The 12,963-nt window shown below is 38.5% G+C and carries 10 protein-coding genes and 1 pseudogene; 2 read left to right on the top strand and 9 right to left on the bottom strand.

Going from position 1 to position 12,963, the window contains the following annotated elements; genetic code table 11:
- Positions 1 to 6 precede the first annotated feature (6 nt).
- Both argB and argC read right to left on the bottom strand, forming a co-directional pair.
- Complete coding sequence (argB, locus tag P4S65_RS08310) at positions 7 to 774, bottom strand: acetylglutamate kinase (RefSeq protein ID WP_337119941.1); 768 nt, start codon at positions 772 to 774, stop codon at positions 7 to 9.
- Positions 775 to 1,785, bottom strand: a complete 1,011-nt coding sequence (gene argC / locus P4S65_RS08305; protein WP_337119940.1) for an N-acetyl-gamma-glutamyl-phosphate reductase — start codon at positions 1,783 to 1,785, stop codon at positions 775 to 777.
- Positions 1,786 to 2,005: 220 nt separating this feature from the next.
- Between argC and argE the strand changes: the two genes are divergently transcribed.
- A complete protein-coding gene (gene argE / locus P4S65_RS08300) occupies positions 2,006 to 3,160 on the top strand; it encodes an acetylornithine deacetylase (protein ID WP_096792597.1) in 1,155 nt (384 codons plus the stop codon).
- A gap of 276 nt (positions 3,161 to 3,436) precedes the next feature.
- Here argE and panP read toward each other — a convergent pair whose 3' ends face one another.
- Positions 3,437 to 5,062: a pyridoxal-dependent aspartate 1-decarboxylase PanP gene (gene panP, locus P4S65_RS08295; RefSeq protein ID WP_007377849.1), complete on the bottom strand. Its 1,626-nt coding sequence runs from the start codon at positions 5,060 to 5,062 to the stop codon at positions 3,437 to 3,439.
- Positions 5,063 to 5,396: 334 nt separating this feature from the next.
- A complete protein-coding gene (locus P4S65_RS08290; RefSeq protein ID WP_337119939.1) occupies positions 5,397 to 6,494 on the bottom strand; it encodes an ISAs1-like element ISPsesp1 family transposase in 1,098 nt (365 codons plus the stop codon).
- Between the two features lie 87 nt (positions 6,495 to 6,581).
- On the opposite strand from P4S65_RS08290, the pseudogene P4S65_RS08285 reads away from it, so the two are divergent.
- A pseudogene (locus tag P4S65_RS08285) lies at positions 6,582 to 8,431 on the top strand (bifunctional diguanylate cyclase/phosphodiesterase).
- Between the two features lie 13 nt (positions 8,432 to 8,444).
- Here P4S65_RS08285 and trmB read toward each other — a convergent pair.
- Genes trmB through mpl form a run of 5 tightly spaced genes read right to left on the bottom strand, consistent with a single transcriptional unit; the run spans position 8,445 to position 12,787 of the window.
- Positions 8,445 to 9,113: a tRNA (guanine(46)-N(7))-methyltransferase TrmB gene (gene trmB, locus P4S65_RS08280; protein WP_149606123.1), complete on the bottom strand. Its 669-nt coding sequence runs from the start codon at positions 9,111 to 9,113 to the stop codon at positions 8,445 to 8,447.
- Complete coding sequence (locus P4S65_RS08275) at positions 9,113 to 9,880, bottom strand: ABC transporter permease (RefSeq protein ID WP_007377852.1); 768 nt, start codon at positions 9,878 to 9,880, stop codon at positions 9,113 to 9,115. The genes trmB and P4S65_RS08275 overlap by 1 nt, the downstream gene beginning before the upstream one ends.
- On the bottom strand, positions 9,881 to 10,810 hold the full coding sequence (locus tag P4S65_RS08270; protein ID WP_024595485.1) for an ABC transporter ATP-binding protein: 930 nt from the start codon (positions 10,808 to 10,810) through the stop codon (positions 9,881 to 9,883).
- A complete protein-coding gene (locus P4S65_RS08265; RefSeq protein WP_033030926.1) occupies positions 10,810 to 11,430 on the bottom strand; it encodes a flavin prenyltransferase UbiX in 621 nt (206 codons plus the stop codon). The genes P4S65_RS08270 and P4S65_RS08265 overlap by 1 nt, the downstream gene beginning before the upstream one ends.
- A 1-nt stretch (position 11,431) precedes the next feature.
- Positions 11,432 to 12,787 carry a UDP-N-acetylmuramate:L-alanyl-gamma-D-glutamyl-meso-diaminopimelate ligase gene (mpl, locus tag P4S65_RS08260; RefSeq protein WP_096792591.1) on the bottom strand — a complete coding sequence of 452 codons (1,356 nt, stop codon included), beginning with the start codon at positions 12,785 to 12,787 and terminating at the stop codon, positions 11,432 to 11,434.
- Between the last annotated feature and the right edge of the window lie 176 nt (positions 12,788 to 12,963).

Here is a 12,963-nt window from a genome sequence, read left to right as displayed (position 1 = left end):
ATAAACCTATGGTGTAATTTTAGTTCCGACATGCTTGCCTTCAAGCAAGTCAGTTAAATTTTCTGGCTTTTGCCAGCTGGAAATATACACACCGCGTCGTAAATGTTGGGCAGCGTGAAGGCTGGTCTTAACTTTGACCTCCATCCCGCCCACAATTACTCCTTCATCTATTAAAGTATCAATGTGTTTTGTGTCAAGTTGATGTAAGGGCTGCTTATTTGCGTCAAGCACCGCTTCTACATCAGTCATAAAAATAAGTTCTGCGTTTAAATTACTAGCAATAGCCGCTGCAGCTTCATCAGCATTTACGTTATACCAAAGGCCTTGCTCATCAAAACCGATAGAGCTAACGATCGGTAGCCTGCCAATTTTAAGTAAATCGTTAATAATAGAATCATCGTTACTTGTGCATTTACCTACTAAACAAAGTGCTTTTAACTTTTGAGTAGCAGTAACACCCGATTCATACAAACTTAACCCAACCGGTTTATGCCCTGCACTAATAGCCTGAGTCATTAATTGTTTATTGGCACAACCTGCTAGTGCACCTACGATGTAAGGCATTTGCTCTGCAGGGCTGATACGCAAACCTTGGTGCTTGGCACTGGCAAAACCAGCTTCTTTTAGCCAAGTATCAACAAGTGCACCGCCACCGTGTACAATTACAAACTGAGCATTTTGTTGCTCATTAAGTACATCAAACAATGCTTTAGCCGCGTTTTCTGTATTAAGTACAGCACCACCTAGTTTAATAACCCACGTTTTTTTACTCATTTAAAACGTTCCTTTTAAGCCCGTGGTATGCTCTAAATTCATTGATAGATTAATACACTGTAAAGCTTGACCTGCAGCGCCTTTTAATAAATTATCTATTGCTGCAATAACAATTAATTGCGATCCTTGCTGCTGCCAACCAATATCAACATAAGGTTGCTTAGCTACACCTTTTATTGATGGGATTTTATCGCCTAATAAACGAATAAGTGGCTCATCGGCAAGTACCTGATACGCTTGTGTTACTTGCTCACTTGTTACCTCAGGCTTTAACTGCACATAAATAGTTTCTAAAATACCACGAGGAAAATTGCCTAAGTGCGGCGTAAATAAGACTTGGTGACCAAGATGTTGCTCAATTTCAGGACCGTGGCGATGATTAAATAAACCATAGGGAGTAAGCGAAACCTCGCAAAAATGCGTGCCAACACTTGCTTTACGTCCAGCACCGGTAACTCCCGATACCGCATTAATAATAATACTCTGTTCGCTTAATAAACCGGCTTGTTGCAAAGGCTTTAATGCATTTAGTGCGGCCGTTGGGTAGCATCCAGCAACAGCGACTAACTGTGCATTGGCAATAGCTTCACCATTCCACTCAGCTAAACCATAAGCAGCTTTATTTAATAGCTCAGGATGTTGGTGCTCAAAACCATAATATGTAACGTAATCATCATTGCTTGCAAGGCGATAGCCACCAGATAAATCAAATACCTTTTTACCCATTGCTAAAAAACGCGGTGCTAAATCAACACTCACTTTATGGTCTGTACATAAGCACACATAGTCAGCACTAGTTTGAATGTCATCAAAAGCTGATTCACCAAGAGGGAGTAATGGTAAGTCGAGCAAGCCTAGATGTTCAGGATATAAATCACTTAGCAATTTATTTTTATCTAAGCTACCTTCTGATACATAACAACCCGCTAAAGTTAAGTTTGGGTGTTTAGCAACTAAACTTGCTAACTCTGCGCCGCTGTAACCGCTTGCGCCAATAATCACTACATTCATTTGTTACTCGTTATCTTAAAATTAGTTGTTACTTGTCTATCTTGTTCGCTTAAACTAGCCTTGGCGCTAATTTAGCCTTTTATTAATGAATTTTGATTATCGTCGCATTGTTTCCATAACGTTACTTTAATATATTTATGCTTAAAAAGTGAATTGATATTCATCATAAATACTTTTATATTGTTATGCAATTAAATTGAATACTTATTTTGGATTTTTTATGCCTTTGCCATCGTTTATTTCTATGTATCAACAATTGATTGCAGCTCCGTCTATCAGTGCAATTGAAGATAGTCAGTGTATGAGTAATAAAAGCGTAATTGAACTACTTGCGAGGTGGTGCGAAACACTTGGCTTTACATGTGAAATCATTGAATTAGAAGGAGGTAAAGGTCGCTATAACTTATTAGCTAAACGTGGCAAAGGAGATGGTGGATTAATGCTCGCGGGCCACACCGATACTGTCCCGTTTGATGATAGTCGCTGGAATCATAATCCGTTTAAACTTACCGAACTCGACAATAAATTATATGGGCTCGGTAGCATTGATATGAAAGGTTTTTTTGCGTTTGTATTACAAGCAATTAGTGAACTTGATGAAAAGCAGCAAACCCAGCCTATCTTAATACTCGCCACTGCCGACGAAGAAACCACAATGGCAGGTGCACAGCAAATATGTAAGCACCCAAATTTAAAACCTGCGCGATGTATAATTGGTGAACCTACTGATATGACACCGGTATTTACACATAAAGGACATATGAGTACAGCGATTAGAGTAATTGGACGCTCAGGTCATAGCTCTGATCCCGAACGTGGTCTCAACGCCATAGAAATCATGCATAAAGTGACTTCAAAATTATTGTTCTTAAAAGAGCAGTTAAAGCATAAGTATTCATTAAGCCACTTTGAAATACCTTACCCAACATTAAATTTTGGTAATATTCATGGCGGCGACAACGCTAACCGAATTTGTGCTTGCTGCGAAATGCATATAGATATGCGCCCATTACCAGGTTTGAGTGTAAAAGAGTTACAAGCATTAATACTTGATGCAACGAAAGAGATAAATCAACAATACCCCAATGCGGTCAGCGTAATTGATTTACACGAGCCAATACCAGCCTTTACTGGCAACACCGACAGTGCTTTAGTGATATTAGCTGAAAAAATAGCAGGGCAAAAAGCAATAGCTGTTAATTACTGTACTGAAGCACCTTTTATTCAGCAATTAGGGTGTGAAACAATCGTTATGGGGCCGGGCTCAATAAATCAAGCCCATCAGCCTGATGAGTTTTTAGCAATGGAAAAAATAAAACCGTCACAAAAAATTATCAGTAACATTATTAAAGCCAGCTGTTTTAATATCAATTAACTTAATTAAGTGCCCTATTTTGAGATAAAAAAATCTTATCGATTACAACAGAAAATAATTATTTAGAGCAACTAGATACAAAAATTTTTGCCTAGTTCTAGCGTAATTTCCTTAACGTTAAATAGACCCTATATTTAAGCAGATTGGTATTACTCCTGTGTTCATACAGTTGTAAATAAGAAATTAGCGTTAGGTTTAATCCCTCAAGTTTATTAAGTAACCAAGTAAAAAAAGACGCAATTAAGCGTCTTCTTGTTTTAAATTACACCCTATTAGCTACATATACTTACTGAGGTACTTTTTAAATACAGGATCTGTTTTAGCTAGTTCTTTTTGCTCGGCTAAAATATCTTTTAAAATAGCGCCTGATGTAAGTGGGTTTGCAAGGACCACTCTAAATACAACAGTAGGTTGATTATCGTATTTAGATGGCGTTAGGCGTGTACGTGATACAAACGAGCGACCAGACTCCCGCTGACGCTTTTGCATACTCGCAGTAAAACGATTAAGTGATGCAAAAATGTCTAAACGTGTTGTTGCATCAGCATCTTTTATTGCCTGCTTAATCTGTTTAGGTACATAACGATACGTTAGTAAACACAGCTCCGGCTCTGAAATAAGTTCGAAATCTTCATCTGCTTTAATTAAACCAGCAAAATAATGTGCTTTTTTTATACTACGATCGATTAACATCTCGTAGCCTTTACGACCAATAACACGTAAGCAAGCATGTACTAACATCGCCATACCTGGGCGACTACCTTCAAGCGTGTGACTACCTAAGTCTTTTGAACCTTTACGTAATATATACTCAGCATGGTGCTCTATTGCATCAGTTGCAGCAGGATCTTTAAATAAAACTAAACCAGCGCCCATGGGTACATACATTTGTTTGTGTGCATCAATGGTAATTGAATCTGCTCGCTCAATTCCTTTTAATAAAGGACGATGCGTGTTTGATAAAAGCGTCGCTCCTCCCCATGCAGCATCTACATGAAAATGGCAGTTAATATCTTGTGCCAAATCAGCCATTTCGTCCAGTGGGTCAATATTACCGGTTTCGGTTGTCCCCGCGACCCCAATAATGGCCATTACTTTAATGCCTTGCGCTTCAAGCTCACGTGCTTTTTCGCGCATCGCTATTACATCGACTTTATTATTTTCGCAGGTTTTAATACCAATTAAGTTATCGCGACCAATGCCGAGTAAATCAACCGATTTACCTAATGAATAATGTCCACGTTCTGATATTAATACCGCTAAACCTTTATAGCCATAATGCAGCATACCGGCAATTAAGCCTTGTGCGCCTATACCTCTAAAATCGCCATCCGGTTTTAATAAACGGTTTCGCGCAATCCAAAGCGCAGTAATATTAGCAACCGTACCACCAGAGCAAAATGCACCTAATGAGGTTTTAGCACTGTGCATCCATTTAGAATAAAATGAATCTTCTTGCCCATAAGCTAGATGATGCATCATCCCAAGTACTTGACGTTCAAGAGGCGTAAACGCTTTAGATGTTTCTATTTTTACTAGATTTTGATTTAGCCCTACCATCAGTTTTGACAGCGGTAATAAAAAATGCGGCAAAGCAGAGGTCATGTGACCAATAAAGCTAGGCGCAGCTGTATGCACAGAATGCGCAACAAGTTGCTCCATAATGTCTTGGGCATAAGCAGATACAAACGTTGGATCTTCTGGGATCACTGCCGATTGAAAGTCTTTTTCTATTTCATGTAATGGTTTTTCAATTGCCGCAATATTTTCGTTTAAGAAACCTGCTAAATTACTCGAAATTTCAAGCTCGATTTTGCTTAAAGTTGAGTCTGGCGCTTCAGGTACAGTAAATATACGCTTAAGGCTTTCTTTAGAGGCGACGGCACAACGCTTTTGATCCATCTCAATACCTAGTGTGTGTGTAGCTAAAACACGTGTTTGTCTATGAAACACGCCAAACTAAGGCGTTATTTTAAGTAACAGTGTTTTTAATTAATTGCGCTAACTTTACTGCAATATAACTAAAATGTCTCGCTTAAAGCCATAAAAGCAGACAAAGACATGACAAAAAAGTGATAATTTAATTAATATTTAAGCCTTGCCAATAAATAAGAATTAATTATTGGGCATTTATATATTTTGCGTATAATAAAAAAATAACAAAAAAGGGACGCACATGCTAAAAGGAAGAGTAAGGGTAAGTTGGTCAGGGCGCGAGCATACTTTGTTAAAATTGTTAACCAAAAAGAAGTTCTTCTCTAAAAGCATCATCATAACAAGCTCTTACACACTTACTTCTTATTGACCCCTTGCTTTTCGTATGCTGCTTTATCATGTTCCTAACGACGCGTCTAAATAGTGCCATATGTTGCGCACTTAATGGCTCATGTATTTGACAGGCATCTTCTTTAAATACGACATCTAGTATCCAGTGTTGCTGATTTTCTATCAGCCAATGTTGTCTTATTGCTTTATTTATCAATATATTGTCTGTCAACGATGTTAGGTAGTAATGTGTGTCAATACTCGTTCTATTACCCTTCGTTCGCTCTCGTTGCACCGCAACGATTGTCCTAACTGATGGCCAGCTCTCTTTAATTTCACTCGGTAATAAACGCGCATCAAGACAATCTATCGTGTGTACTTCTTTTCGCCCATGCCCTTCATCTTGTGTTACATGACTAAGTATCTCTGAGTTTTCAGATTCATACTGGTGTGTAAATGCATCTTGAATCGCGCTATAAAGTTTCTTTTGATTACCCTTTGCTTGCACTAGATAATCTGCATGTCTGCTAATTAGCTGTTTTAGCGTTTCTTTTTGGCAGTGCAAAGCATCAAGTGTAATGACGGTGTTATTGATATCGAGTATTTTCAATAAATCCCGAACTGCCGGTATTTCATTCGTCTTACTGCCAACTGTTTGGTGGAATAATGTGAGACCTGCTTCACAATCAAATGCTGAGACGAGATGTAATTTATCAGCAATGTGTTTACTTGCTCCGCGAATAGTTTTGCCATCGAAGGCAATGACAGGATGCGCTGACTTAACGCGGTTTTGATTGACCCAGCTATACATCGCGAGTAGTAATGAGTCAGTATCAACGGTTCTAAAAATCCGAGCAATACTATGTCGAGTGGGTATGCCATTTTTGAAAGAACGAAATCCTCTTAACCAATTAAGCTTACTTTCGCCATATATTTCAATATCTTGCCAGTTTTCACACCCTGATGTAACGGCAGTAATAATAAGAAAAAGCACATCAACTAAGTTATGGTGCTGATTTATATGTGAACGATTATCTTTGACGAGTTCTAAATGTGAGAAGAGTGACATAATAAGTTTAAGGTGATGAAATTTATGGTATTAGATCATAAAATTTGTTTATTTACAAAGTGTGATCCCGCCCTGGTAAGTTGGTTAATGGCGGGTTTTAGCCTATTTTTAATCAGTTTACTTACCTACGTTTATTATACTTACCAAACAACACGCGCAGATATAATGCACTCTGTTGATACGCGCTTACTTAACGCAGCCACCAGTGTTAAGCATATACTCGGCGATACGTACCTAAATAAAGTTAATCAGGGAAAAACGATTAGTTTTTCTGATTATCAAAAAAGAGTAAGCAACTTTCTGATTTTGCCCAAGCACTCAACATTGCTTATGTATACGCGATGGTACTTCAAGATAACAAAGTCTACTTTAGTGCATCGAGTTATACAAAAGAAGACCAAAGCAATGGCAAAGTAACCCAGTTTTTAGATCTTTACCCTGAAGCCACTAAGGCGAACATTAGTGCTTTTTATTCGACAGAGCCTGTATTTGAAATATCAGCAGATCAATGGGGACATTTTAAAACTATTTTTATCCCTTATGTTGATAACACTAATGGTAAAACCTACATAACAGGTGCTGATATCACCATTTATGATTTAAACCAAAAACTTAAAGAAAGTGTATCAAAAGCGGCCGCTATGGCGAGCTTCTTTTTCTTTATCGCTATACTTGTTGCAACTATTTATATTTACTTACTCAAACGATCTTTAGCAACAGACTCCAGTACGGGCTTTGCAAATCATATAGCGCTTGAATACTTCCTAAAGCAAAGTAATGCGCACCATATGCAATTAGCTGTTATTTGGATTAACGAAATTGAAGACATAAATAGCTTTTATGGCACTGAAGTGGGCGATAAAGTAATGAAGAACTTGCTCATGCATTTTAAAAGTCGCTGCTCTGCTCGTTGTCATATTTATCGCTTAGCGACCAATAAACTGGTATTACTTGCACCAAAAGAAATTCCGTACGATGAGTTTAACGACTTAATCGAAACCTACAACTTTAATACCCCACTATTAACCGACCCGTTTATTTATATTACGTTGTGTGCCGGTATAGCCAGCGGTAACAAATCTTTGTTATTAGAAAATGCCCATATTGCGGCACTGCAAGCCAAACAAGGTCGCCATACTGTTGTTAATTACTCAAAAGCACTTCACGATGTAAAAGTGCAATATCAATACAATGTAGAAATGGCTAAAGAGGTTCGTGAAGCATTTGATAACAACCGTATTGTCCCTTACTTTCAACCTATTATTGATATAAACACTAAACGCGTAGTGCAGTATGAATGTTTAGCGCGCATGGTTACAGCAAGTGGTGAAATACTCAAGCCAGAGGCTTTTTTAAATGTAGTTACCCGTTCAAGAATGGATGGCTTGTTGACCCGTACTATATTCTCACAATGTATTAGCCGTTTTAGAAAAACAGATATTTGCTGGAGCTTAAATATAACCGCGCAAGATATGCTTGATCCTAGTTTGAGCGAATTTATAGCCGACGAATTAAAACGTTATCCACACCCGAGTAACATCACCTTAGAATTATTAGAAACACAAGCTATAGCTAATTTTTCAGAGGTAAAAGCATTCATAGGAATGGTTAAAACAAAGGGTGTAAAAGTAATCATTGATGATTTTGGCAGTGGTTATTCAAATATTTCTAACGTACTAAAACTTGAAGTCGATGGTATTAAGTTAGATGGGGCCTTAATAAAACAAATTGTTAACGATAAAGATATCTATTTGTTTATTGAACACATAGCAAGCTTTGCAAACCAACTTGGCTTACAACTCACAGCCGGTTCAGTAGAAAATGCAACCATAGTGACCGCACTGAAAAAAGCGAATGTGACGCTGATGCAAGGTATTTATTTTGCTCCCCCAGCGCCACATGTTAATTCTCAAAGTAATGAAGAATTAATGAGCTAAATTGGTCATCACATTAGGTTAAATTAATAATGAGTCGGTGGCTTTGCTGGCCACTGGCCCAATATTTGCGTTCAAAAGGCGTAATTGCATCGTCTGACTCATAAAGCGTTACATCGCAAGGGTTGCCTGTTAATTCAAGTGCCCTAGCAAACTCCTTAACGTAAATATCCCAATTGCTGCGCACTTCTAATTGACCACCTAACTTAACAATAAATGGAAAAATAGCCGCGCCATGCCACCGTCTACGAATATGCTTAGACTTAGGCCATGGATTTGGATACAACAAGTAATGGTGCGTAGGTTGCCAATTAGCAGCAACCGCTAAACGCCAAAAATCATTTAAATCAGCTTGAACTAAAATATATTGCCCGCTGTCGGTTTGCTTGTACTCAACATCGTGCTTATCTAATCGGTGTGATGACTTATCAATACCAATGACAAGTGCATCAGGATGGCGCTTAGCTAAGTTAGCTGAGCTTTCACCCACGCCACAGCACGAGTCTAAAATAAGCGGGCCATTAAAGGCCTGTACTTTAGCGTTTACTTCATCAAATGCGGCCTGAGTATGCGCTGCAATCGGTTTTTTAAACTCAGCCTCTAAGTGCTTATTTACTATTTCATCAAGCTTTTCGTGAATACCCGCTTGATTAGATACAATACTACGTGAATTTGCATCACTCATTAGTGTCTTAGCCCCACACCTTTTTTAATTAATGTAAGCGCTAATGTAAATAACGCTGTTATAAATACTAAAATAACCCCAAGCGCCACGCTTAAATCGACATCCGACACGCCTAAAAAGCCATAACGAAATGCGTTAACCATGTAAATTATAGGATTGATTTGTGATACATTTTGCCAAAATTCAGGCAATAACGATATAGAATAAAACACCCCTCCTAAGTAGGTTAATGGCGTTAGTATGAAGGTGGGGATAATGCTTATATCGTCAAAGCTATTTGCATAAATTGCATTAATTAAACCACCTAAAGCAAATACAGCCGAGGTTAAAATAACGGTCGCCATAATTACAAAAATATTATGAATTTGAATATCAACAAATAACAACGACACACAGGTAACTATAAAGCCCACCATAATACCGCGCGTCATACCACCGCCCATATAACCAAGCACGATAATGTAGTTAGGCACAGGTGCAACTAAAAGCTCTTCAATGCTTTTTTGAAACTTTGTTGAATAAAAACTAGAGGCTACATTGGAATAGGAATTAGTAATAACCGACATCATTATAAGACCAGGTACAATAAACTCCATATAACTAAAGCCGCCCATATCACCAATACGTGAACCAATTAAGTTACCAAAAATAACAAAATATAAGCTCATCGTAATTGCTGGCGGCACTAAGGTTTGTACCCAGATACGTAAAAAACGAATACACTCTTTAATCCATAAACTCTTTAAGGCTACGCCATATTTAAACATTTATTCGCCCCGCCCTTGCTCTAGTAATCCTACAAATAACTCTTCTAGTCTGTTTGCTTTATTTCGCATACTCAATACTGTATTTCCTTGGGTTGTTAATGCGCTAAATACCGCATTTAAGCCCTGTGATTTAGCGACTTCTACTTCAACAGTATGATCGTCCGTCATCGTAAACTTATAACCTTCAAGCGTGACAGGGTTTGCTGGCATTTTTAAATCTAAAATAAAGGTTTCTTTATCAAGTTTTGCAAGCAGTGCTTTAATGGTGGTGTTTTCAACAATTCGACCAGAATCAATAATCGCTATGTTTTTACACAGTAACTCAGCTTCTTCAAGGTAGTGTGTGGTTAAAATAATAGTAACGCCTTGCTCATTTATTTGGCGTAAAAAATCCCACATTGAACGACGAAGTTCTATGTCTACACCCGCTGTTGGCTCATCAAGTATAAGTAATTTTGGCTCGTGCATAAGGGCGCGTGCAATCATTAATCGACGTTTCATTCCGCCTGAAAGCGTACGAGCTTGCTTGTCTTTTTTCTCTAACAACCCCAGCTGCGCTAGGTATTTATCAGCACGTTTATGGGCTTCGCCACGTGGCACACCATAATAACCGGCTTGGTTAACCAGTATTTGGCTAAGCGTTTCAAACTGGCTAAAGTTAAACTCTTGCGGCACTAAGCCTAAATGCGCTTTTGCAGCTTCTAAATCAGTATCAATATCACAGCCAAATACTTCTACTTTGCCTTTTGTTTTATTAACAAGTGACGAAATAACACCAATAGTAGTTGATTTACCAGCTCCATTTGGACCAAGCAAAGCGAAAAAATCGCCCTCTTCAACTTGTAAATCAACGCCTTTAATAGCCTCAACACCATTTTTATAAACCTTGGTAAGGCCTTCTATATTTAAAGCAATATTTTGCTTATTCATTACTTACCCTCACCATAACCCCAACGTTTTGTTAGGTTATGCTCAATATTTAAATGATCTAAAATTCTCGCCACCATAAAATCAACTAAGTCTTCAATACTTTGTGGCTTATGATAAAAACCAGGTGCGGCTGGCATAATTGTTACCCCTAAACGAGATAACTTAAGCATGTTTTCTAAATGAATTTCGTTAAATGGTGTTTCGCGAGGCACTAAAATGAGCTGTCCGCGTTCTTTAATTACCACATCAGCGGCGCGCTCTAATAAATTATCAGACGCCCCCACTGCAATTGCAGAAACCGACCCGGCACTACATGGGCATACTACCATTTTTTTAGGAGCAGCAGAGCCCGAAGCCACAGGGCTAAACCAGTTATCTTTACCGTATACTTTTAGCTGTTCAGGTTTGGCATTAAACAGCGTACTTAACTGCTCAGTGGCTTTATCTTCATTACCAGAGAGCTTGATGTTTGATTCTGTATCAAGCACCACTCGCGCAGCACTTGAGATAAGTACGTAAACTTGAAATTGCTGCTCAAGCAATACTTCAAGTAACCTAAGCCCATAAGGCGCACCTGATGCACCACTAAAAGCGAGCGTAATTTTATCTTTAAATTGCACGTTATTCTCCGCTGTATTTAGCAGCTAAACCATTAACAAGGTGTTGATGAAGGCCATTAAAACCGCCATTGCTCATAATTAAAATGTGTTGATTAGGCTCAATATTTTCAAGCACTGTATCAATAATTGTTTGTGTACTGTTAAAGCACTGCATACCCGCTTTATCTGCTTGTTCTTTTAGCGACCAATTTAGATTCTCTGGTTCAAAAAGTAGTACCTCGTCAGCATCACGCAGTGAATCTAATAATGTATGTTGGTGTACGCCCATTTTCATGGTGTTTGAGCGCGGCTCTAAAATAGCGATAATTTTTTCATAGCCTACTTTTGCGCGCAAGCCCGCAAGCGTTGTTTTAATTGCCGTTGGGTGATGCGCAAAGTCGTCATACACTTTAATATTATTTATATCAGCCTTAAGCTCCATACGCCTTTTAGGGCTAATAAATTCTCCTAACGCATCAATACTATGATCAATGGCTATACCCACATGGCGCGCAGCAGCTATAGCCATTATCGCATTTTTAACATTATGCTCGCCTATTGCTTGCCAGCGAACAACTCCCTGCTTTTCGCCATTAAGTAATACATTAAACTCACTACCATCGGCTTTTATTAGCTCATAATTCCAATCAACACCGAGCGTTTCGCTTTCGCTCCAAAGCCCTTGTGCTATTACGTCATTAAGCGCTACGTCTTGCTTTGGCCAAATTACCTTGCCGCTTTGGGGTAATGTACGCATTAAGTGATGAAATTGTTTTTTTATTGCGTTTAAATCTTCAAAAATATCAGCATGATCAAATTCAAGGTTATTTAAAATAAGCGTACGCGGGAGGTAATGCACAAACTTACTGCGCTTATCAAAAAAAGCTGTGTCGTATTCATCGGCTTCAATAACAAAAAATGGCGTTTCGCCCACTTTCGCTGATATACCAAAGTTTTGTACTATGCCGCCAATTAAAAACCCAGGCTTTAAGCCAGCGTATTCTAATACCCATGCCAACATACTCGCTGTGGTTGTTTTTCCATGGGTCCCTGCTACAGCAAGCACCCATGAGTTTTGCAATAAATTATGTTTAAGCCATTCAGGACCTGAAGTATAAGGCAGACCTTTATCAAGGACATATTCAACACACGGGTTACCACGGCTCATTGCATTACCAATAACCACCATATCAGGCTTTGGATCTAATTGAGATACGTCATAGCCTTGGGTTAATTCAATACCAAGATCTTCAAGTTGCGTACTCATTGGCGGGTAAACGTTTTGATCAGAGCCGGTTACTTTATGACCCAACGATTTAGCTATGGCTGCAATACCACCCATAAACGTGCCACAAATGCCCAAAATATGTATATGCATATACTTTCCTTAAATCGCGTGACCACTTTACAGTAATGTAAAGTTTAATGGCGCTATAATGCCAAAATTAGTGCTGAGTTACCATTGCGAGTAAGCATTTCACTCATGCCAAAAAACAACACTTTAATAACAAAAAAGCCTTCTTAAGTTAGAAGGCTTTTTTGTTCGTCGGTGGT

The sequence above is a fragment of the Pseudoalteromonas sp. B131b genome, assembly GCF_037162545.1.
Lineage (GTDB): Bacteria > Pseudomonadota > Gammaproteobacteria > Enterobacterales > Alteromonadaceae > Pseudoalteromonas > Pseudoalteromonas fuliginea.
The sequence above is the reverse complement of the archived record's forward strand: the minus strand, read 5'-3'. Positions and strand labels throughout refer to the sequence as shown.

Bases quoted from the DNA above. Each gene is read 5' to 3' on its own strand.
- argB (WP_337119941.1), bottom strand. From the start codon at position 774: ATGAGTAAAAAAACGTGGGTTATTAAACTAGGTGGTGCTGTACTTAAT.
- argC (WP_337119940.1), bottom strand. From the start codon at position 1,785: ATGAATGTAGTGATTATTGGCGCAAGCGGTTACAGCGGCGCAGAGTTA.
- argE (WP_096792597.1), top strand. From the start codon at position 2,006: ATGCCTTTGCCATCGTTTATTTCTATGTATCAACAATTGATTGCAGCT.
- panP (WP_007377849.1), bottom strand. From the start codon at position 5,062: ATGGATCAAAAGCGTTGTGCCGTCGCCTCTAAAGAAAGCCTTAAGCGT.
- P4S65_RS08290 (WP_337119939.1), bottom strand. From the start codon at position 6,494: ATGTCACTCTTCTCACATTTAGAACTCGTCAAAGATAATCGTTCACAT.
- trmB (WP_149606123.1), bottom strand. From the start codon at position 9,113: ATGAGTGATGCAAATTCACGTAGTATTGTATCTAATCAAGCGGGTATT.
- P4S65_RS08275 (WP_007377852.1), bottom strand. From the start codon at position 9,880: ATGTTTAAATATGGCGTAGCCTTAAAGAGTTTATGGATTAAAGAGTGT.
- P4S65_RS08270 (WP_024595485.1), bottom strand. From the start codon at position 10,810: ATGAATAAGCAAAATATTGCTTTAAATATAGAAGGCCTTACCAAGGTT.
- mpl (WP_096792591.1), bottom strand. From the start codon at position 12,787: ATGCATATACATATTTTGGGCATTTGTGGCACGTTTATGGGTGGTATT.